This window comes from Glaciimonas soli (genome assembly GCF_009497155.1).
Taxonomy (GTDB): domain Bacteria; phylum Pseudomonadota; class Gammaproteobacteria; order Burkholderiales; family Burkholderiaceae_D; genus Glaciimonas; species Glaciimonas soli.
On the sequence record NZ_WINI01000007.1, the window covers coordinates 312,346 to 332,932 of the forward strand.

Consider the following 20,587-nt stretch of genomic DNA (forward strand, 5'->3'; position numbering starts at 1 on the left):
TAAACCACATATGACCGGCACCCTTTACTTAATACCCAACACCCTCGGTACAAACGAAGAGTCAGTTAGCGATCCGCTCCTGTCCGTGATCCCAACCGAAGTCCAAGCCACCACCGCGAAATTAGCTTATTTCATTGCCGAGAATGCAAAAACTACCCGCGCGTTTTTAAAGTTGGTGAACGCGGCACACCCGTTAGCCCAGCCATTACAAAGCATCACGATTGCCGAGCTCAACGTCAATACTCCTGCCGCAGCACTGCCCGCCCTGCTGGCACCGCTATTAAACGGCCAAGACGCAGGCTTAATCTCTGAAGCAGGCGTACCAGCGGTTGCCGATCCAGGCGCAAATCTAGTACGCTTGGCGCATGAGCACGGCATACAAGTGCGTCCATTGGTTGGCCCTTCATCGCTCTTATTAGCCGTAATGAGTAGCGGCCTCAACGGTCAAAGTTTCGCTTTTAATGGCTACTTACCAACCGACGCCGAACAACGCACAAAACGCATCAAAGCGTTAGAACTGCGCTCGCGTCAAGAGAAACAGACCCAGTTATTTATTGAAACGCCGTACCGCAACAGCGCATTTTTAGAAGCACTAAGCACCACCTGCCAGGCAAACACACTTATTTGCGTAGCAACAGACTTAACGCTCCCGTCAGAAACCATCAAAACCCAAACCGCCGCCCGCTGGAAAACAGCTCTCGCAGCGAATAAAGGGCCAGATTTCCATAAAAAGCCAACGGTATTTTTATTACTGGCTGAATAAGTGAAGACCGCGCTTACGCAAAACAGGGCTGGGCGCGGTATTGTTGTGCTCACGGTCTCATGGCATAGATATCGGATCGGCCAGGACTGAATTGTCATTTCAGAAGCTAACTTCTTTCTTCCCGATTCCCGCCTTTTCTGAGTACAAAAATACCGTACCCAGCCCTGCTTTCCGTAAATTCCATAAATAATATTTTTAAAAAATCATCATCATTTTTTCAGCGACTTCAGCAATCGTAGCAAATAGGCCAAGGTCGAATTAAGAAGCGCAGTCGTACAGGCGTACGGCGAGCATCGCAGATTCGAGATTGGCCTATTTGCTCCGGTTGATGAAATCGCCATTAGAAAGCAGAACGGCGACAGTATTGCGCTGTCGCCGTATTGTATTTTCTGCAGGTCTCGAAAGACATTTTAAAGAGAAGTCGAAAACTTCTCGGTTTTCGCATCCGCAATGCGTTTGATGTTCAGCACTAAATTGTCATTCTACAGCGAGGGGTGTGTCGCTCCAGATACATCAATTTACTACCCAACAATTACTGCCAATTGATTAACGATTTTGTAGTTCCAATAATCGCCTCCTCAAATTTCGCCTTACCTTTATCCTACGTTGGATACCTTCACTATAGAACAGGATCGTAAAAGCGCAAGGCACGCAATACGTTAATCATGAACAATTAACGTAAAGTTGGCTTTTGATTATTCATCATTGCTTCAAATGCACCAGCACCAACTGCAACGCCAAATTTCTTTAAAACGCGTTCTGGCAAGCCTTCATTCTTGGTGTAATCGACCTGATCTTCGGCTTTCAGTTCGTCGCGAGCAACGCTATCAACCGTACCCAAGCCATCGACCAGGCCCATATCGATCGCCTTGGTGCCGATCCAAAACAGCCCTGAAAAAGTTTCCGGCGTTTCTTTTAAGCGAGTCCCGCGACCTTTGCGCACCACATCGATAAACTGTTGGTGAATGTCGCTTAGCATTTCTTGCGCATAAGCTTTCTGCGCTGGATTGACCGGACTAAATGGGTCCAGCATGCCTTTATTTTCGCCGGCTGTGAGCAAACGTCGTTCAATTCCGACTTTATCCATCAAACCCGTAAAACCAAAACCGTCCATTAGCACGCCAATAGATCCGATGATACTGGCCTTGTTGACAAAAATTTTATCAGCAGCTACGGCAATGTAATAACAACCCGATGCACACATTTCATCGGCAACAACATACAGGGGCTTTTTCGGATATTGCTTACGCAAACGCACGATTTCATCATTGATCATACCCGCTTGCACCGGGCTGCCGCCAGGGCTGTTGACATGCAAAATCACACCAACCGAATCTTTTGCAGCAAAAGCACTATCCAGCGCTGGAATCAGGACACTAGCCGAACCATTGCCATCGGCGTCAATCGTGCCATTAAGATTAACAACCGCGGTATGGCGCCCTACCACTGTCGTATCAGTGCTTTGATAATGGATTGCGTACCAAAACCCAAAGACAATTAAACCTAAAGTCGCCAATTTGAAGAAAACACCCCAACGACGACGCGCTCGCTGCTCTTTTAACGAGCCAGCAGCCAATTTTTCCAGCAATTCGCGTTCCCATCCTTCTTTTTTTGGCGTTTCCATATTCTCACTTCATTTTATTCATCTTCCGGCTGCTTCAAATTAAGCGATTAGAAGCTTGCTGAGATGGGGTTATTCAAACCTGGATTTAAGACCTATGCAAAAGTGCCACAGCAAGGCGCACCGACACGACTCCGTGCGGAAGCCGGTAACGCAACCGCGGCGATTTTGTATAAATCCTGGCATTAAAACGTCACAGCCCTTACTACATCATCCGGCTGCCAAAACACTGCGCCATCACGTTCTTCCACCAACAATTTACGCAAACTCGCACCGCGACAAGGACCGCCTACGCATTTTCCTTGTTCCGGCGTATAAACAGCGCCGTGCGTCGCGCACATAATATAAAGACCACTAGATTCAAAAAACTCGCCCTCGTTCCAGTCGAGCTCCATTGCCACATGCGCGCAACGATTGAGATAAGCATGCACTTTACTGTCATAGCGCACCACAAAGGCAGTCGCTGCGCTACCCTCCGTCATCACGTCAAAACGCACGCCCTTGCCGCGCTCAATTAACTCTACAGAAGGGCAAATTTCGATCTGCATCTTATTGTCATTATGCATACTCAGGCATTTTCGTTAAGCCATTGGTGCAATTGCGGCACCGAATTGGCCGTAAATAACGGCTGCAATGCCTGTAATTGATCCAATGGATGCGCACCAAAGGTAACCGCGATAGCCCCGGCACCAGCATTGATTGCCATTTGCACATCATGCGTGGTATCACCGATCATCACAGTGCGCTGCATATCTTGCCCAAGTTCGCGCGTCAATTCTTGCAACATGGCGGGATGCGGCTTGGAAAATGTTTCGTCCGCACAACGCGTTGCATCAAATACAGACAGTAACTTTGTGGCATTTAAAGCCCGGTTTAAACCGACGCGACTTTTCCCCGTGGCAACTGCCAAGAAATAACCCTGCTGCGACAAATCAGTCAGCATTTCAGGCACGCCGTCAAACAAAACCAAATCCTGGTCTTGCGCCAGATAATGATAGCGATAACGCTCAACCACTTTGGGATACATAGCCGGGCTCAAACCCGGCATTGCGACTTGCATCGCCTCTGCTAGCCCAAGGCCGATCACATGTGCTGCAGATTCCCGATCGGGAACAGGTATCCCCAGATCTTTTGCTGCTGCCTGAATGCATTTCACGATGGTTGCTGTGCTATCCATCAGCGTTCCATCCCAATCAAATACGATTAAATCAAATTTTTTCCGCGCCATATGCCCAGTCAATTTATTTGCAAAGTTGTTTATTTTACCTTGCCAAGGTTTACGTAACGCAAGTTCTGCAAGTTCCTTTTATGCAATCCAAGTTATTTAACGGCATCTTGAGGCAAACTTTTCAAGAAACGCTCACATTCCTGAGGCAAAGGTGCTTTGATGGTTATTGGCTTACCTGTTTCCGGATGCGCAAAGGTAATTTGATATGCATGTAAAAACATGCGCTTGAATGCAATTCGGTCGCCATCGGCCTTCTGTAAGGCACGATTTAGTGAGAAATCCCCATACTTGTCATCCCCGGCAATCGCAAAACCACTAGCCGACAAATGCACACGAATCTGATGCGTACGACCCGTTTTTAATTCGGCCTCCAGCAAGGCGAACTCACCATACTTTCGAATCAAACTAAAAACCGTATGCGAAGCTTGTCCATCTTCTTGCACCCGCACCCGACGTTCGCCATCGGCGGCAGTATATTTATGCAATGCCAACTTGATATGTTGACGCGCATTTTGCCAATCGCCATGCACTAATACCAAATAACGCTTATCAGTGTCGCCCTCACGCATTTGCTCATGCAAATTGGTCAACGCAGAGCGTTTCTTGGCTAACAACAAAATCCCGGACGTATCGCGATCCAGACGATGCACCAACTCCAAAAATTTGGCATCGGGACGTGCCGCACGCAATTGCTCGATCACGCCATAACTGACGCCGGAACCACCATGCACCGCGACGCCGGCTGGTTTATCGATAATCAACAAATGATTATCTTCCAGCAGGATTTTAAATTCCGCTCCGGGCACTGTTTTTTCCGACTTTTCTGCCAGACGAATCGGCGGTACACGCACTACATCGCCAGTCATCAACCGATAGGTCTGGTCTATACGCCCTTTATTTACCCGTACCTCGCCGGAACGCAAAATACGATAAATATGACTTTTGGGTACGCCCTTGCAAACGCGCAATAAAAAATTATCAATACGTTGTCCAGCCTCTTCCTCTGCAATCGTCACCAATTGGACTTGCAATACGGGAGCTGGAGCGGCCGCAGGCACCTCCGGCACGTTTTTTCCATCGGGAAACTTTTGCTGTTTATGCTTAATAACCACTGACATCCTTGTTCTATGTTTGAATCTGCTTGCTACTTACTCTGCCTATTATGAAGTCCTTAAGCTATTACGCCAGAAAATATCGCTAAGTCCTTCATTTTGAATATATAATTGTTTCACGGCGGTGATGATATTTATAAATCAACAAGTCACTGCTGGTGTAAGAATAAAAAGAGCATTCTACACAGGGGCGTCTCCACCAGCCTCGCCAATTTGCAAATTTGATGGAAAATTGTGTACGCATCACCTCTGCGCGAATCAAGGTCGCACCGTTGTTGTCATCGGATAGGGTGGCTCGGAAAACCGTAGCGAGCGGCGGAAGATTGAAGAAAGAAGTGCAGCCGTACGGGTACGGCGAGCATCGCAGCTTCAAGATTACGCCGCGCAGTAAGTTTGCCGAGATACCCGTAACGCGCACGGATGTTGGATTACATGTTTGGATGAATAGGATAAAGTCCGGCGAGATTGACATACGTTTTGATTGGTGAAAAATTTTCTCAAGATGAATGTTGAATGTGACAAGCTCGCTGGTTGATGTAGTGCGTTGGTTTAAAGAACCTTTTTGCTGTTTTTGTTGAGCTCAAGTTTTGTTGTTAACTATTAATTTAGCTCACCGCTGGCCTTATGCGCGCAATATGTTTTTGCAAAATTTATTTTGCACCGCGCCACTGTGATGCAAAAAGTTGATAGCAGCTTGATTCAACATGCGGCAACGCTACATCCGCGCCCCGTCGTGCCCTCAGCTTCTTTCATTTTATGAACGATTGCTGACACACCAAGGCAGTTCCCTCCCAGACATTATCTCCTCGCGTACATCCCTTATTTTGTCGCTGACAAAGTTGCAAAAACGTTGCGGTGCGTTGAAAGAACGCTGCAGCCTGCAATCTTAAGCGACATAGAATTGACCTAAGGGTCATGGAGCGAAAAAAATGAAACGCATGTTGTTTAATGCTACGCAGCAAGAAGAATTGCGTGTAGCTATTGTTGATGGGCAAAAACTCATCGATATTGATATCGAAACTACTGGACGCGAATTACGCAAGTCCAATATCTACAAGGGTGTCATTACCCGCATCGAACCATCGCTAGAAGCCTGCTTCGTCAACTATGGCGAAGAGCGTCACGGCTTTTTACCATTCAAAGAAGTCGCCCGCACCTACTTTAAAGAAGGTGTCGACGTACGTAATGTTTCCATCAAGGAAGCATTACGTGAGGGGCAGGAAATCATGGTTCAGGTCGAAAAAGAAGAGCGCGGCAATAAAGGTGCGGCGCTAACCTCTTTCGTTTCTCTGGCTGGACGCTATTTGGTATTGATGCCAAACAACCCACGCGGTGGTGGTGTTTCGCGTCGCGTTGAGGGAGAAGACCGTCAAGAACTGCGTGAAACCATGGACAAACTTGACTTGCCTAGCGGCATGTCAGTCATTGCTCGTACAGCAGGTATTGGCCGCAATGTTGATGAGTTGCAATGGGATTTAAACTATCTGATGCAACTTTGGCGCGCAATCGAAGGCGCTAGCACACAAGGCAATGGCGCTTTCCTGATTTATCAAGAATCGTCTTTAGTCATCCGTGCCATCCGCGATTATTTCCAACCGGATATCGGCGAAATTCTGATCGATACCGACGACATTTACGATCAAGCCCAGCAATTCATGGCACACGTGATGCCAGATATGGTGCATCGCGTCAAACGCTATCGCGATGACGTGCCACTGTTCTCGCGCTTCCAGATCGAACATCAAATCGAAACCGCTTATTCACGTACCGTACCGCTACCGTCCGGCGGCGCTATTGTGATTGACCACACTGAAGCTTTGGTTTCAGTTGACGTCAACTCGGCACGCGCCACCCGTGGCAGCGATATCGAAACCACTGCATTCAATACCAATTGCGAAGCAGCGGAAGAAGTTGCGCGTCAATTGCGTTTGCGCGATTTGGGTGGTTTGATCGTGATCGATTTCATCGACATGGAGAATGCCAAGAATCAACGCGAAGTCGAAACTCGTCTGAAGGATGCTTTGCGCTATGACCGCGCACGTGTCCAAATGGGCAAGATTTCGCGCTTCGGCTTAATGGAATTGTCACGTCAACGTCTGCGTCCATCGCTGTCCGAAGGCAGCCATGTCACTTGCCCGCGTTGTAACGGCACCGGCCACATCCGCGACACTGAATCGTCTGCATTGCAAGTCCTGCGTATCATTCAGGAAGAAGCAATGAAAGAAAATTCAGCAACCATTCACGTTCAAGCACCGGTTGATGTCGCCGGTTTCTTGCTGAACGAAAAGCGTGGTGAGATTCTCAAAATCGAAACCCGTCATCGCGTTGCCGTGATTTTAATTCCGAACAAGCATCTGGAAACGCCGCACTACAAGCTAGACCGCTTGAAGCACGATGATCCTCGCCTGGAAGAAACACAAGCCAGCTACACGATGGCCGAGCAAGTTGATACCGATATCAGCTATAGCAAAGGCAAAAAAGAAGATATCAAACCGCGTCAGGAAGCCGTAGTCAAAGGCATCACGCCAGACCAGCCAGCACCTATCGTTGAACGGGTAGAACGCAAATCAGCTAGTGCAGCGCCAGTTGTAGCGGCTGTCGGCACTGGTTTCTTCTCGAAAATTATTGCCTTCTTTAAAGCACCAGCAGAACCTGTAGCAGCGCCAGTAGTTGATACCAAAGCTGCGAACCGCGAACGCGGTGAGCGTGCCAATGATCGCAATCGCAATCAACGCAATCGCAATCGCAGTGGCCGCAATCGCACTGAAGATGGCACAGCGAGTGAAACACGGGCAGACAGTGGCAACAAAAAGCAAGCAGCCGTAGCCGATGTTGCGGCAACTGAAAACAAACCGCAACGTCAACCACGACCTCCGCGTGAGCCACGTGAACCTAAAGAATCCAAAGCGGAATCTAAAGAAACACGTGAACAAAACGATGTTCGCAATGACGACAAAGAAACGAAAAATGAAGGACGCGAAGGCGGTCGTCGCAATGAGCGTGCGCCACGCCCTCCTCGCGAAGAACGTAAAGAAAACGCTAATGCGCCAAAACTGGATGAGGCTCTGTTAAATACGCCACCTCCGGCGATTGTTGATATTGCTCCGGATGCGGAACAGGTTGATGCGAATGCCTCGACAGAAACCGGTGATGAGCCACGTCGTCGTCGTCGTCGCGGTGGCCGTAACCGTAATCGCCGTGATCGCGACACGACTACCGACACTGGTGAAAATACCAATGCTGACACTGAAAACAACGCTGAAGCTATCGTTGAAAGTAGTGACAATACAAACGCCAGTTGGGCAAGTGTGGTTGAGAGCGCCGCGGTAGTTACTGCTGCACCTATCGTGGTAACGATTCCAGCGGTTCCAGCAGAGCCGGCAGCTGCAATAGCAGCACCTATCGCTGAAACAACCTCGGCTTTGTCCAATGCCATCGCTGCACCAACAGCACCGCAGCAAGTTACCGCAGAGGTGAGTGTTGCTGAAGTGGTTGCAACGGTGGTACCGACATCGGTTCAGCCGGTTGAGCCTGCTGTGGTGATTCCTGCGCCAGCTGCGCCGGTTGTTGAGGCACCTGTGGCACCAGCGGCACCTGTCGCATCAATGGAGCCTGTGACACCAGCACCAGTAGTTACAATGCCAGCGACTGAAACCGTAGCTGAGGCCGCAGTCGAGACTGTTTCAGCTCCGGCACCAGCTCCAGCTGTTGTCGTTCCAGTTGCTCCGGTTATCGTTGCTCCGGTTATTACTGTTGCGCCAACCCCTACGCCTATCATCCCGTCTGCCAGCATCGACGATTTGCAAAGTGTTTTAGCATCTGCTGGGTTGACGTTGGCAGCAACTAATCCGGCCAAGCTACGTGCGGCACAAGAGGAAGCGTCAAAAATTGTCGCCACTCCACGCGTGCCACGTGAACGCAAGCCACAGCCAGCACAAGCAAGTGAGCCATTGGTGCAGGTGGAAACACAACGGCATCAATAAGCACTGAGTAAGCAGGCTATAAATGAAGAAGGGAGCCTCAAAGCTCCCTTTTTTAACGTCTGCATTCTCTTTCGGTTTATTGCTAATTTTCTACTACAGCACCAAACCCGTCATCGTGCTATCTTGTTCTTTTATCTGCAATACTGTTATTTCTAATATTCTAATCAGATGACATCATGACCAAGAAAGTCATCCCACTGACGGATCATCGTCACCTTGCCCCATCTCCGCTGAAGCGCGCTGGCGTTCTGGAAACGCCGACTGGCTTGCTGTCGGACACATTGGGACGGCCGTTGCATGACTTGCGTATTTCGGTGACGGATCGCTGCAATTTCCGTTGCGTGTACTGCATGCCGCGTGAAGTATTTGATAAAGATTATGTTTTTCTGCCGCATAGTGCATTACTGACATTTGAAGAAATCACGCGTCTGGCCAAAGTCTTCATTGCCCACGGCGTACATAAAATCCGTTTAACCGGCGGCGAGCCATTACTACGCAAAAATATTGAAAAACTCATTGCCATGCTGAGCGCGCTGAAGACGCCAGATGGACAAGAGATTGATTTGACGCTCACCACCAATGGTGCGTTATTAGCGAAAAAAGCGCAGGCGTTGAAAGACGCAGGTCTCAAACGTGTCACGGTTTCGTTGGATGCGATAGACGAAACCATCTTCAAACAGATGAACGACGCCGACTTCCCGGTTAGCGATGTATTGCATGGACTGGATGTTGCGCACGCCGTTGGCCTGGCGCCAATTAAAGTCAATATGGTGGTCAAGCGCGGTGTAAATGACCAAGAAATTTTACCAATGGCGCGCTATTTCAAAGACTCACCTTACATCCTGCGTTTTATCGAATACATGGATGTCGGCGCTTCCAATGGTTGGAAGATGGATGAAGTCGTGCCATCGGCAGAAGTCATAGCACGCATACAAAGCGCATTTGCCATGGAGGCAATCTCCGCTAACTATGCTGGTGAAACCGCGCAACGTTGGCGCTATACGGATGAAGGTGGTGGCGAAATTGGCGTGATCTCCAGCGTCACACAAGCTTTTTGCGGCGACTGCAGCCGTGCGCGCTTATCGACAGAAGGCAAGTTATACACCTGCTTATTCGCCACTGAAGGTCATGATTTACGCGGTTTGTTGCGTAATGAATTATCTTCCGAATCATCTACATCAGAAGCCAGCGACGCCGAACTGGCGACCGTTATCGCACAACTTTGGCGCACACGTGAAGACAGATATTCCCAGTTACGATCACAAAATACGGAAGGCCTGACATCTACTAGAAAAAAAGTAGAGATGTCTTACATTGGCGGATAACTTCTTATGCAGACAGATCAGACCATCGCCTCCAATACAGATTGCATCACTGGTCTCATCATTGCCGGTGGGCGCGGCAATCGCATGGGAGGCGTCGACAAAGGTCTGCAGCTGCTCAACGGCGTAGCCATGATTTCCCATGTGATCGCCCGACTATCGCCACAGGTTGCCACTGTCATCATCAATGCCAATCGCAATCTATTCGACTATGCCGCTTTCGGCGTACCGGTTTATCCCGACCAAAATGATGATTTTGCCGGACCTTTGGCTGGTATTCAGGCAGGTCTACGTCATTGTTCGACGCCCTTTTTGGTTACCGCACCATGCGACTCACCATTTTTACCGAACGACTTGGTGCAGCGCTTATTTACGGCGCTTGAAACCAATGAAGCCGATCTGGCGGTCGCAGTAACAATAGCGACAACTGACACAGAAAAGCCGACACAAGCTCAACCGGTTTTTATGCTGCTGAAAACCAGCTTAAGCAACGGCCTTGATTGTTACTTGCAAGAAGGCGGTCGAAAAATCGAAAACTGGTATCGTCGTCAGCGTTTCGTTGAAGTGCCGTTTGACGACACGGCTGCTTTTCAAAATATCAATACAATGGAAGAGTTATTATCCGTATCAGCACCAGCCGCAAACTCAAACTAAAAAAGCCGATGCCATCTCCTAAAAAGTCGCCAGCAAACGCCCTATCGGCCGCCATCAGTTGCCTCTCCGATTACGATCCAGAAGCATTATCGATAACGCAAGCGCATGCCATTATCCGTCGCTTCATTGGTAACGGTTTAACTCCCATTTCTGCTGTCGAAAAAATCGCCATTCGTAGTGCGCTGGATCGTGTATTGGGCAGCGATATCACGTCACCGATCAATGTTCCTGCTTACGACAATTCGGCGATGGATGGCTATGCATTACGCGGCATCGATTTGCAAGCGAAAGGCGATACCGTATTACAAGTCGTCGGCACTGCACATGCCGGACATGCTTATCTGGAGAAAGTCGAGGCCAACCAAGCGATACGCATCATGACCGGCGCCCTGCTACCTGATGGCGCCGATACAGTGATACCGCAAGAATTGGTTCAGACGATCACAGGCGAACACATTACGATTACGGCGGCATCAGTGATCGCTGGCGCCAATCGACGCCTGGCAGGCGAAGATCTGCAAGCCGGTGCCACCGCACTCCATCAGGGTCGCATTTTGCGCCCTGCTGACCTAGGTTTATTAGCATCATTAGGTATTGCTGAAGTACCTGTGCAACGCCGTCTGCGGGTCGCTTTTTTCTCGACCGGCGACGAACTGCGTGCGGTTGGCGACATGCTGGATCCTGGCTGCGTCTATGATTCAAATCGCTACACTTTGCATGGCATGCTGACCCGACTAGGTTGCGAGGTGATCGATATGGGAGTAATAAAAGATGACCCAATCGCACTGAAAAAAGCCTTCCTTGATGCAGCAGATCAAGCTGATGCAATCATCACCTCCGGCGGCGTATCGGTCGGCGATGCCGATCATACGAAGCACATGATGGCGCAATTGGGAGAAGTCGCTTTCTGGAAAATCGCCATGCGCCCTGGTCGACCATTCGCGTTTGGCAGTATCAATAGTTCGACCCAGCAAGCGATTCCTTTTTTCGGATTGCCGGGCAATCCTGTCGCCGTGATGGTGTCGTTTTATTTCTTCGTGCGTGATGCCTTATTACAGATGATGGGTGCGCAAGTTTCGCCGTTACCCTTAATGCGCGCACCGCTTGCTAACGCAATCCGCAAACGCCCTGGCCGCACTGAGTATCAACGTGGGTTGTTGAGTCCGACAGAAGACGGTACTTGGTCAGTGCGCCCGACAAGCGCGCAAGGTTCTGGCATTCTGCGTTCCATGACGGAAGCCAATTGCATCATCGTATTAAGCCATGATCAAGCTGATGCAGCGACGGGCGATCAGGTTGACGTAATTTTGTTTGACGGATTGACTTAATAAATAAGTAATTGAAAAATGCATCTCCGCATTAGCGGAAATGGCGCAACAAGTTACAGAAAATCAAATATCCCGGGCAAATACAGTCATTGCGGCGTAAAGCCGCGCATGTTTTATAATCCAGTGTTAATTAGAATTTAGTCCACTCACCATTCAACTGAGCATCACACCATGACAGAACAATTTTCCAAAAAAGCAGAAGCCTGGTCCGCCCGTTTTTCGGAGCCGGTTTCCGACCTTGTCAAACGCTACACAGCATCTGTCTTTTTTGATAAGCGCCTGGCCCAAGTCGATATCCAAGGATCACTCGCGCATGCCGACATGCTAGCGCACCAAAAAATCATCAGTGCCACTGACTATGCTGCGATTCAAAAAGGAATGGCCCAAATCCAGGAGGAAATTTCCTCCGGGAAATTTGAGTGGCTACTGGATTTGGAAGACGTGCATCTGAACATCGAAAAACGACTGACCGAACTGGTTGGCGACGCCGGCAAGCGTTTGCATACGGGGCGCTCACGTAACGATCAGGTCGCCACCGATATCCGCCTGTATTTGCGCGGCGCAATTGACGACATCAACGGTTTGTTGCGTGAATTGCGTTTATCTTTGCTGGCATTAGCAGAAAAACACGCCGACACTATTTTGCCCGGTTTCACCCATATGCAAGTGGCGCAGCCGATCACATTCGGCCATCACATTCTGGCTTACGTAGAAATGTTTGGCCGCGATGCTGAGCGGATGGCGGATTGCCGCAAGCGCGTCAATCGCCTGCCGCTAGGTGCCGCAGCGTTGGCAGGTACGACTTTCCCGATCGATCGTTTGCGCGTAGCCAGTACCTTGGGTTTTGATGACGTTTGCCGCAACTCACTTGATGCCGTTTCGGATCGCGACTTCGCAATTGAGTTCTGTGCCGCGGCAGCGCTGGTCATGACGCACATTTCGCGCATGTCTGAAGAGTTGGTGATCTGGATGAGCCCACGCGTAGGTTTCATCGACATTGCTGACCGTTTCTGTACCGGTTCGTCGATCATGCCGCAAAAGAAAAACCCTGACGTACCAGAACTGGCGCGTGGCAAAACCGGACGCGTTAATGGTCATTTGATCGCCCTGCTGACGTTAATGAAAGGCCAGCCACTGGCCTACAACAAAGACAATCAAGAAGACAAAGAGCCACTGTTCGACACCGTTGATACCCTAACTGATACTTTGCGCATCTTCGCCGATATGGCAACCGGCATCAGTGTCAAGCCAGAGGCAATGCGTGCTGCAGCCTTGCAAGGCTATGCTACTGCTACGGATCTGGCAGATTATCTGGTTAAAAAAGGCTTGCCGTTCCGTGATGCGCACGAAGCGGTAGCGCTGGCAGTACGTCATTGCGTCGATCAAGGTTGCGATTTAAGCGAGATGTCATTAGAACAGTTGCAGACATTTTCGCCGTTGGTCGCTGCGGATGTATTTGAGGTATTAACGCTGGAAGGATCAGTGGCCGCACGCGATCATATTGGTGGTACTGCACCGCGTCAGGTACGATTGGCAATTGCGTATTTGCGTGAGCAATTGAAGTAAATTAGCGCACTCCCCTCATCCACTTTTGGGAGAGGGGAAAACGTGTAGCATCGCATGTCACTATAAAAACATTATCGGGAGATCTCTATGCAATTCACTAAACCGCTAAGCACCGCCCTCAAAACCGTCACCACCCTCGTATTAAGCGCAACCCTGGCACATTCAGCACTAGCCGCAGACGTCAAACTAGGCCTGGCTGCAGCACTCACCGGCCCGGCGGCGAAATACGGCGTTGCCATTAAAAATGGCTTCACACTAGCGGCGGATGAAGTCAACGCTCAAGGCGGCGTCAATGGCAATAAATTGGTATTAGTCGTTGCTGATGAACAGGGCAAAAAAGAAGAAGCCATCAACGTTTTCAAAAAATTGATTTTTCAAGACAAAGTGTTGTTAGTGTTTGGCCCGACGTTGTCCAATTCTGCCTTTGCAGCTGATCCGATTGCCAATGCGTCAAAAGTCGTGGCATTCGGCACTAGCAATACTGCCGATGGCATTACCGCAATGGGGCCGTTTACTTTCCGTAACTCTGTGATGGAAGCGGACGTCTTGCCCATTACCACCAAAGCAGCTGTCAAGCATTTCGGCTTGAAAAAAGTCGCCATCATTTACGGCAATGACGATGCGTTCACCAAGAGCGGTTACGACGTTTTCAAAGCTACGCTGGCGCAACAGAATGTTCCGGTAACGACCACTGAAGCTTACGCCAAAGGTGATGTCGATTTCAAAGCGCAACTGACAAAAATCAAAGCGAGTAATCCTGATGCCATCGTTTGCTCTTGCCTGACCGAAGAAGCCGCCAACATCATTTTACAAACCCGCTCGCTCGGCATGAAACAGCCTTTCATCGGCGGCAATGGATTGAATTCCCCCAAGCTATTTGAAATCGCCAAAACGGCAGGCGACGGCACCATCATGGGCAGCCCGTGGTCATCCGAAAACATGACACCAGCCAATAAAGCGTTCATGGCAGCCTACAAAGCCAAATTCGGTAGCGATCCGGATCAGTTTGCAGCACAAGCCTATGACGCTTTACATGTCGTTGCGGCAGCATTGAAAAACGTCAAACTCACAGCGAATTTGCCAGCTGACCGCATCGCTTTGCGTGATGCCCTGCCTGCAGTCAAAATCGACGGCGCGACTGGCAAATTCGCCTTCCGTAAAGCGCCTGCAGTAAAAGGTAAAGAAGTGGGTTACGACGCACAGCAAGATGCGATTGTGAATATCGCTGAAGGCGGAAAGTTTGTGTTGTTGAAGTAGATTGATTGTGTAGACTGTTTGGTTTTCCCTTTCAACTTACACATCAAGCCGCCCCATGAAAGAACTCGCCGAGCTCATCACCAAAGAATTAAGCAGCGTAGTTGACATGATCGCTGCTGTTGTGATTGCAGTAGCCCTATGTCGATTTTTATACGGCTATCTGCAAAACATCTTCAAGCAAGACAATGGCAGTATCAACCAGGCTCTGCGTATTCAGTTTGGTAGTTCATTGGCGTTGTCGCTGGAGTTGTTGCTCGGCGCCGATATTCTGACAACGGCCATAGCACCGACCTGGGATGAGATTGGCAAGCTGGCCGCAATTGCAGTATTGCGAACAGCTTTGAATTTCTTTCTGGAGCGGGAGTTGAAGGCTTCAGAAGATGATAAACCTAGCGGAAAGAAATCTTCAGTAAGTGTCGAAGCGCAATAATCGCAGAACCTTTGTAACCGCCTTCCCTCTAACCCTCTTCCGCCAACGGAAGAGGGGATAAATTCCAAAATTTCCCTATGCTTCTACAACAACTCATCAACGCCCTCTCTCTCGGCAGCGTCTATGCGCTGTTCGCGCTTGGCTTCACGCTGGTATTTGGCGTACTCGGCGTAATCAATCTATCGCACGGTGCGATTTTCATGCTGGGTAGTTATGTCGCTCTGCTGCTGGTCGATAAAATGGCAATGCCGCTATGGCTAGCCATGTTCGCAGCGATGCTGGTTTCTGGACTGATTGGCTTGATCGTCGATTATCTGGTACTGCGACCACTGCGCAAACGCAATGCGCCACACTTGGCGCCGATGATTGCGACCATCGGCGTCGCCATCATTTTGACCAGTTTGGCACAAGGCTTATTTGGCGCAGAGAATAAACGCTTCCCAGCTGGCACGATTCCAGAGAACAGTTTCACGCTAGGTAATCTGCATGTGACCGCAGTGCAAATAGGGATCGTAGTGATTGCGTTTATCTTGATGCTGGTTCTGTTATTGGTCATGCGCCGCACGCAGTTGGGCCGTGCATTACGCGCCATTGCTGAATCACCAAAAGCAGCTTATCTGCTCGGCATCAATGTCGAAGGTTTGTTTTATCTAACTTCATTTGCCGCTGCAGCATTGGGTGGAGCTGCGGGCGTGTTGGTTGGCCTGTCGTTTAATGCGATTACCCCTTTCATGGGGCAACCTATGCTGCATAAAGGTATCGCCGTGATTATCCTGGGTGGGATGGGTGATATCCGTGGTGCCATGATCGCTGGCTTGTTCCTTGGCTTTGCAGAAGTGTTGACGGTGGCATATCTGTCCAGCGATTACCGTGATGCGGTCGGTTTTGGATTGTTGTTTTTGATTTTGCTGGTTCGACCTGCTGGCATGTTTGGCAAAGTGCTGGAAAGGAAAGCATGATGGAGGCACTATTCGCAGGCTTAGGAGGCGTTAACTTCATGGATTGGTGGGATGGTTTCTGGGCAACCTACAACACAGTCATCTTTAGTATAGGCGTCAACGCGATGTTGGCGCTGTCGATTTATGTCACGCTGTCTTGCGGCTTACTGTCGTTAGCTAATGCAGCTTTCATGGGCATAGGCGCTTATACCGCCGCCTTGATCTCGATGAATACCAGCTTGCCATTTCCAATTGCACTCGCTGCAGGTGGCGCATTGCCCGCTTTGGTGGCGTTAATCATCGGAATTCCGACACTACGATTATCCGGTGTGTATTTAGCGATGGCGACGCTGGGCTTTGGCGAGGTCGTTCGCGTGGTATTGCTGAATATGGACATTACCGGCGGACCATTAGGATTAAATGGCATTCCTCCGATCACCGAGTGGTGGCATATCGTATTGCTGCTGGGCGTAACCTTATATGTATTGGCACGCATCCGCCGCTCCAAAATCGGGCGCGCATTTGAGGCGATTAAAGAAGATGAAATTGCTGCCCGCTTAATGGGCGTCAATGTTTCCGGTTACAAGCTGTTGGCATTCGTCATCGGAGCGACAATTGCCGGCGTTGCCGGTGGTTTGAATGCGCATTACACCTTCACCATCGGCCCTGCCAACTATGGTTTCGAGCCAGCGGTAGAGCTGTTGACGATGACGGTATTTGGCGGGATCAGCAGCCTGATCGGTCCGGTTATTGGCGCCACGTTTTTAACGTTATTGCCGGAAGTACTGCGCGAGTTCAATGATTATCGTCTCGCCGCCAATGGCATCATTTTGGTGTTGGTGATTCTGTATCTGCCGAAAGGTATATGGGATCCAAGGAGAATACGCGCCTTCTTCAAGAAAAACAAAGGAGCCATTTGATGCAAAATCAACCTCTGCTCCAACTAAACAATATCAGCAAAAGCTTTGGCGGATTGCACGTACTGCAAGATGTCAATCTAAGCGTTCCGCAAGGAGAAATCTTCGGTTTAATCGGCCCTAACGGCGCTGGTAAAACCACAGTACTGAATCTCATCACTGGCCTGTTACGCGCATCTGGCGGCAGCATTACTTTTGCAGGTGAAGACATCGGTAAAATTGCGCCGCACAAAATCACCGAGCGCGGCATTGCGCGCACCTTCCAAAATATTCGCGTCTTCAAAGAAATGACATTGCTGGAAAACGTCGTGGTCGGTATGCATGATCATATGGATTACGGCTTCGCTGGCATGTTGTTCAATCTTGGCGGTTATCGCAAATGCGAAGCGCAAGCACGTGAGCGTGCATTGGAATTGCTCTCTTGGGTACGGCTGGATCACAAGGCCCAGATGTTGGCAGACAGCTTGTCGTACGGTGAGCAACGGAAATTGGAACTGGCGCGCGCATTAGCAACCAAGCCCAAGTTATTGTTATTGGATGAACCGGTCGCGGGGATGAATCCATCCGAAAAAACTGAGTTGATGACAGAAATTCTTAACATCAAACAACGTGGTTTCAGCATTTTCATGATTGAGCATGACATGCGCTTTGTCATGGGTTTATGCGATCGCATCGCCGTATTGAATTTTGGCCGGATTATTGCAGAAGGCACGCCAGAGCAAATCAAAAATAATCAAGAAGTGATCGAAGCTTATTTGGGCAAGGAAGAAGCAGCATGAACGTCAACACCAACTCGCTCAATCAAAAACAGCACCCAATTTTGCAAGTACAGGATCTGGCCGTCTCATATGGCCACATTGCCGCCGTCAAAGGTATCGATCTGACTCTGAATCAAGGAGAAATTACCGCTTTAGTCGGTGCCAACGGCGCTGGAAAAAGCACCGCTCTGCTGGCTATTTCCGGTTTGCTCAAACCATTGCGCGGCAAAGTTTTATTCGATGGCGTAGACATAAGCAAATTATCGGCGCACAAGATCGTTCAGAGTGGCGTGGTACAAGTTGCAGAAGGTCGCGCCATACTGACCACGCTGACCGTCGCAGAAAACCTTGCGCTCGGTGCTTATACCCGCAAAGACAAAGCACAGGTCGCACTGGATCTGGAATGGGTATATACGTTGTTTCCAGTTCTGAAGCAACGCATGGAAGGATTAGCTGGCAATCTCTCTGGCGGCGAACAGCAAATGCTCGCTATCGCCCGCGCACTAATGGCAAAGCCACGTGTTTTGCTGCTGGATGAGCCATCCATGGGATTGGCACCATTGATGGTGCAAGAAATATTCCGCATAGTGCAAGAGATCAATCGTACTGGGTTGACGATATTTTTGGTCGAGCAAAACGTCCGGCAAGCTTTGCGAATCGCCCAACACGGCTTTGTGCTGGAGACAGGGAAGATAGTATTGGCCGATACCGGCGCTAACTTGCTGCACAATCCTAAGGTGCTGGAAGCGTATTTGGGTGGTTAGCTGAGTCAATAAGCTGAGTCAAAAAGCATGCGTAAAATTCTTATAAGCATATAAAGAATCATTCTTTGTTCGCTCACAACAACAGGTGTGTAATAAGAGAATGAACAATGATTAAGCCGCATCATGACCGCCGTTATCGACCTCCCTGCTACAACGCATTCCTCGACATTAACAATCCGTCCATTTGATACACCGCTGGGCGCTGAAATTATCGGCCTCGACCTGCATCAGGCTGTATCCGATCACGATATAGCAAGCATACGTGGCGCTTTGCTGGCTTATGGTGTGATTGTGTTACGCGATCAGCGCATCACCCCAGAGCAGCAGATTGCTTTCAGTCGTCGCTTTGGCCCGTTGCAAGAACACGTGCTGAGTCGTTTTCATTTGGCCGGGTATCCAGAAATTCTGGTAGTTTCCAACGTCATCGAAAATGGCCAGCCTATAGGCTTGGTTGATGCGGGTGCAGATTGGCATTCTGATTTATCGTATATGCCAAAACCAAGTTTGGGTTCATTGCTGCACTCGCAGGAGTTGCCACCAGAGCAGGGCGATACGCTGTTCGCCAATACGGTCAACGCCTATGAAACGCTGCCATTGGAAATCAAAAAAACTTTAGTAGGAAAACGCGCAGTACATTCTTATGTGTACCGTTATCGTCGCTTGCAAAAGCTGTCACCGTGGCGTGCTGATCTGACGCAAAAGCAGATAGATGCCGTGCCTGAGGTCGAACATCCGGTCATCAGAACGCATCCTGAAACCGGGCGAAAAACATTGTTCGTCAACGAAGGATTTACCTCGCATATCGTTGGCATGAATAAAGCGGATAGCGACGCTCTGCTGCAGTATTTACATCAACATACTATCGCAGCGAAAAACATTTATCGTCATCATTGGCAAGCACACGATATGGTGTTTTGGGATAACCGTAGTACGCAGCATTTTGCTGCCATCACACCAGAGCATCTGCGGCGCACTTTGTATCGGACTACGGTTGAGGGCGATATTCCCGAGTGATTTTAATTAACGCCCACCTGAGACATCAATAAATGTTCCGGTCACGTACGATGCCTCTGTAGATAGCAACCACATAATCGCCTGCGCTACTTCGTCGGCAGTACCGCCGCGTTGCATCGGCACCGTGGCCTTGACTCTATCCACACGCCCCGCTTCGCCGCCACTGGCGTGAATATCCGTATATATCACGCCCGGCCGCACGGCATTGACACGGATGCCTTGATCTGCAACTTCTTTGGCTAAACCTATCGTCATGGCATCAATTGCGCCCTTAGAAGCTGCGTAATCCACATACTCATTTGGCGCACCAAGCTGTGCTGCGATAGAGGAAAGATTAACGATTGCGCCACCGTTACCACCAAGTCTGGTAGACATGCATTTGATTGCTTCACGTGCGCAAATAAAGCTGCCGATAATATTGGTATTAAATACGCGCTGCAATCGGGCAATCTCCATCTGATCAACGCGCATCTGCGTTTCCAAAATTCCCGCGTTATTGACCAACGCAGTGACAGATCCCAATTGTTCAGTCGCGGTTTTAAACAACCGCAGCACGTCCGCCTCTATCGCAACGTCAGCCGCTACTGCCAAGGCTTTACCGCCGCCGCGAATGATATCTTCCACTACCCGTTGAGCGGAGCTCTGATTGTGAAGGTAATTGACGCATACAGCATAGCCTTTGGCCGCTGCCAGTTTTGCGGTGGCGGCTCCGATTCCACGACCAGCGCCAGTGATGATGATGACCGGTTGTTGCATATGGATTACTCCTGATGTGGTTGCCTATGAACAGCCTCACAATAACATCACTGCAAACTTCCCCATCTATCCACCGCAGGCTCCGCTACCGCCCACTTCCACTTTTCACCTTGTTGACAAGCACTTACGGTAAACCACGCGGGTGACAGTCACTTTACCGCGCCTTCTGGAAAACG

The 20,587-nt window shown here is 49.6% G+C and carries 19 protein-coding genes; 14 read left to right on the forward strand and 5 right to left on the reverse strand.

Features of this window, described 5'->3' with window-relative positions:
• Positions 1-10: 10 nt before the first annotated feature.
• Positions 11-763, forward strand: coding sequence for an SAM-dependent methyltransferase (locus GEV47_RS13655; protein WP_153235303.1), 753 nt, complete (start codon positions 11-13; stop codon positions 761-763).
• 673 nt (positions 764-1,436) lie between these two features.
• Here the strand turns inward: GEV47_RS13655 and GEV47_RS13660 are convergent.
• Positions 1,437-2,387 carry a S49 family peptidase gene (locus GEV47_RS13660; RefSeq protein WP_153235304.1) on the reverse strand — a complete coding sequence of 317 codons (951 nt, stop codon included), beginning with the start codon at positions 2,385-2,387 and terminating at the stop codon, positions 1,437-1,439.
• A 63-nt stretch (positions 2,388-2,450) separates the two neighbouring features.
• Here GEV47_RS13660 and GEV47_RS19725 point away from each other — a divergent pair, with 63 nt between their 5' ends.
• A complete protein-coding gene (locus GEV47_RS19725; protein ID WP_265588509.1) occupies positions 2,451-2,573 on the forward strand; it encodes a hypothetical protein in 123 nt (40 codons plus the stop codon).
• Here the strand turns inward: GEV47_RS19725 and GEV47_RS13665 are convergent.
• The 3 genes from GEV47_RS13665 to GEV47_RS13675 all read right to left on the reverse strand — a co-directional run bounded on the left by GEV47_RS13665 (position 2,570) and on the right by GEV47_RS13675 (position 4,730).
• Positions 2,570-2,932 (reverse strand): Rieske (2Fe-2S) protein, encoded by a 363-nt coding sequence (locus GEV47_RS13665; RefSeq protein ID WP_228124708.1) that lies wholly within the window; start codon positions 2,930-2,932, stop codon positions 2,570-2,572. The two genes, GEV47_RS19725 and GEV47_RS13665, sit on opposite strands and share 4 nt — an antisense overlap.
• A gap of 20 nt (positions 2,933-2,952) precedes the next feature.
• On the reverse strand, positions 2,953-3,612 hold the full coding sequence (locus GEV47_RS13670) for an HAD-IIIA family hydrolase (RefSeq protein ID WP_153235306.1): 660 nt from the start codon (positions 3,610-3,612) through the stop codon (positions 2,953-2,955).
• Between the two features lie 92 nt (positions 3,613-3,704).
• Positions 3,705-4,730, reverse strand: coding sequence for an RluA family pseudouridine synthase (locus tag GEV47_RS13675; protein WP_153235307.1), 1,026 nt, complete (start codon positions 4,728-4,730; stop codon positions 3,705-3,707).
• 923 nt (positions 4,731-5,653) lie between these two features.
• On the opposite strand from GEV47_RS13675, the gene GEV47_RS13680 reads away from it, so the two are divergent.
• From GEV47_RS13680 to GEV47_RS13735, 12 genes are all read left to right on the forward strand, one after another.
• Positions 5,654-8,707 carry an Rne/Rng family ribonuclease gene (locus tag GEV47_RS13680; RefSeq protein ID WP_153235308.1) on the forward strand — a complete coding sequence of 1,018 codons (3,054 nt, stop codon included), beginning with the start codon at positions 5,654-5,656 and terminating at the stop codon, positions 8,705-8,707.
• Positions 8,708-8,883: 176 nt separating this feature from the next.
• A complete protein-coding gene (moaA, locus tag GEV47_RS13685; RefSeq protein ID WP_153235309.1) occupies positions 8,884-10,032 on the forward strand; it encodes a GTP 3',8-cyclase MoaA in 1,149 nt (382 codons plus the stop codon).
• 6 nt (positions 10,033-10,038) lie between these two features.
• Positions 10,039-10,683 carry a molybdenum cofactor guanylyltransferase MobA gene (gene mobA / locus GEV47_RS13690; protein WP_153235310.1) on the forward strand — a complete coding sequence of 215 codons (645 nt, stop codon included), beginning with the start codon at positions 10,039-10,041 and terminating at the stop codon, positions 10,681-10,683.
• 8 nt (positions 10,684-10,691) lie between these two features.
• A complete protein-coding gene (moeA, locus tag GEV47_RS13695) occupies positions 10,692-12,011 on the forward strand; it encodes a molybdopterin molybdotransferase MoeA (protein WP_153235311.1) in 1,320 nt (439 codons plus the stop codon).
• Positions 12,012-12,182: 171 nt separating this feature from the next.
• The gene (gene argH / locus GEV47_RS13700) at positions 12,183-13,577 is read left to right on the forward strand and encodes an argininosuccinate lyase (protein ID WP_153235312.1); all 1,395 of its coding nucleotides are present in this window, start codon (positions 12,183-12,185) and stop codon (positions 13,575-13,577) included.
• Between the two features lie 87 nt (positions 13,578-13,664).
• Complete coding sequence (locus GEV47_RS13705; protein WP_153235313.1) at positions 13,665-14,834, forward strand: ABC transporter substrate-binding protein; 1,170 nt, start codon at positions 13,665-13,667, stop codon at positions 14,832-14,834.
• 55 nt (positions 14,835-14,889) lie between these two features.
• A complete protein-coding gene (locus GEV47_RS13710) occupies positions 14,890-15,264 on the forward strand; it encodes a DUF1622 domain-containing protein (protein ID WP_153235314.1) in 375 nt (124 codons plus the stop codon).
• 77 nt (positions 15,265-15,341) lie between these two features.
• Entirely contained in the window at positions 15,342-16,223 is an 882-nt protein-coding gene (locus GEV47_RS13715; RefSeq protein WP_153235315.1) for a branched-chain amino acid ABC transporter permease, read from the forward strand.
• Between the two features lie 38 nt (positions 16,224-16,261).
• On the forward strand, positions 16,262-17,122 hold the full coding sequence (locus GEV47_RS13720) for a branched-chain amino acid ABC transporter permease (protein ID WP_153235660.1): 861 nt from the start codon (positions 16,262-16,264) through the stop codon (positions 17,120-17,122).
• A complete protein-coding gene (locus GEV47_RS13725) occupies positions 17,122-17,898 on the forward strand; it encodes an ABC transporter ATP-binding protein (RefSeq protein ID WP_153235316.1) in 777 nt (258 codons plus the stop codon). The genes GEV47_RS13720 and GEV47_RS13725 overlap by 1 nt, the downstream gene beginning before the upstream one ends.
• Positions 17,895-18,641 (forward strand): ABC transporter ATP-binding protein, encoded by a 747-nt coding sequence (locus GEV47_RS13730; protein ID WP_153235317.1) that lies wholly within the window; start codon positions 17,895-17,897, stop codon positions 18,639-18,641. The genes GEV47_RS13725 and GEV47_RS13730 overlap by 4 nt, the downstream gene beginning before the upstream one ends.
• 123 nt (positions 18,642-18,764) lie before the next feature.
• On the forward strand, positions 18,765-19,655 hold the full coding sequence (locus GEV47_RS13735; protein WP_153235318.1) for a TauD/TfdA dioxygenase family protein: 891 nt from the start codon (positions 18,765-18,767) through the stop codon (positions 19,653-19,655).
• 6 nt (positions 19,656-19,661) lie between these two features.
• On the opposite strand, the gene GEV47_RS13740 is transcribed toward GEV47_RS13735, so the two are convergent.
• Positions 19,662-20,411 carry an SDR family oxidoreductase gene (locus GEV47_RS13740; RefSeq protein ID WP_153235319.1) on the reverse strand — a complete coding sequence of 250 codons (750 nt, stop codon included), beginning with the start codon at positions 20,409-20,411 and terminating at the stop codon, positions 19,662-19,664.
• Positions 20,412-20,587 lie beyond the last annotated feature (176 nt).

Coding starts and splice junctions, on each gene's coding strand:
- GEV47_RS13660 (WP_153235304.1), bottom strand. CDS start 2,387: ATGGAAACGCCAAAAAAAGAAGGATGGGAACGCGAATTGCTGGAAAAA.
- GEV47_RS13725 (WP_153235316.1), top strand. CDS start 17,122: ATGCAAAATCAACCTCTGCTCCAACTAAACAATATCAGCAAAAGCTTT.
- argH (WP_153235312.1), top strand. CDS start 12,183: ATGACAGAACAATTTTCCAAAAAAGCAGAAGCCTGGTCCGCCCGTTTT.
- GEV47_RS13720 (WP_153235660.1), top strand. CDS start 16,262: ATGGATTGGTGGGATGGTTTCTGGGCAACCTACAACACAGTCATCTTT.
- GEV47_RS19725 (WP_265588509.1), top strand. CDS start 2,451: ATGGGGTTATTCAAACCTGGATTTAAGACCTATGCAAAAGTGCCACAG.
- GEV47_RS13710 (WP_153235314.1), top strand. CDS start 14,890: ATGAAAGAACTCGCCGAGCTCATCACCAAAGAATTAAGCAGCGTAGTT.
- GEV47_RS13670 (WP_153235306.1), bottom strand. CDS start 3,612: ATGGCGCGGAAAAAATTTGATTTAATCGTATTTGATTGGGATGGAACG.
- GEV47_RS13680 (WP_153235308.1), top strand. CDS start 5,654: ATGAAACGCATGTTGTTTAATGCTACGCAGCAAGAAGAATTGCGTGTA.
- moeA (WP_153235311.1), top strand. CDS start 10,692: ATGCCATCTCCTAAAAAGTCGCCAGCAAACGCCCTATCGGCCGCCATC.
- GEV47_RS13665 (WP_228124708.1), bottom strand. CDS start 2,932: ATGCAGATCGAAATTTGCCCTTCTGTAGAGTTAATTGAGCGCGGCAAG.
- mobA (WP_153235310.1), top strand. CDS start 10,039: ATGCAGACAGATCAGACCATCGCCTCCAATACAGATTGCATCACTGGT.
- moaA (WP_153235309.1), top strand. CDS start 8,884: ATGACCAAGAAAGTCATCCCACTGACGGATCATCGTCACCTTGCCCCA.
- GEV47_RS13655 (WP_153235303.1), top strand. CDS start 11: ATGACCGGCACCCTTTACTTAATACCCAACACCCTCGGTACAAACGAA.
- GEV47_RS13715 (WP_153235315.1), top strand. CDS start 15,342: ATGCTTCTACAACAACTCATCAACGCCCTCTCTCTCGGCAGCGTCTAT.
- GEV47_RS13675 (WP_153235307.1), bottom strand. CDS start 4,730: ATGTCAGTGGTTATTAAGCATAAACAGCAAAAGTTTCCCGATGGAAAA.
- GEV47_RS13740 (WP_153235319.1), bottom strand. CDS start 20,411: ATGCAACAACCGGTCATCATCATCACTGGCGCTGGTCGTGGAATCGGA.
- GEV47_RS13735 (WP_153235318.1), top strand. CDS start 18,765: ATGACCGCCGTTATCGACCTCCCTGCTACAACGCATTCCTCGACATTA.
- GEV47_RS13730 (WP_153235317.1), top strand. CDS start 17,895: ATGAACGTCAACACCAACTCGCTCAATCAAAAACAGCACCCAATTTTG.
- GEV47_RS13705 (WP_153235313.1), top strand. CDS start 13,665: ATGCAATTCACTAAACCGCTAAGCACCGCCCTCAAAACCGTCACCACC.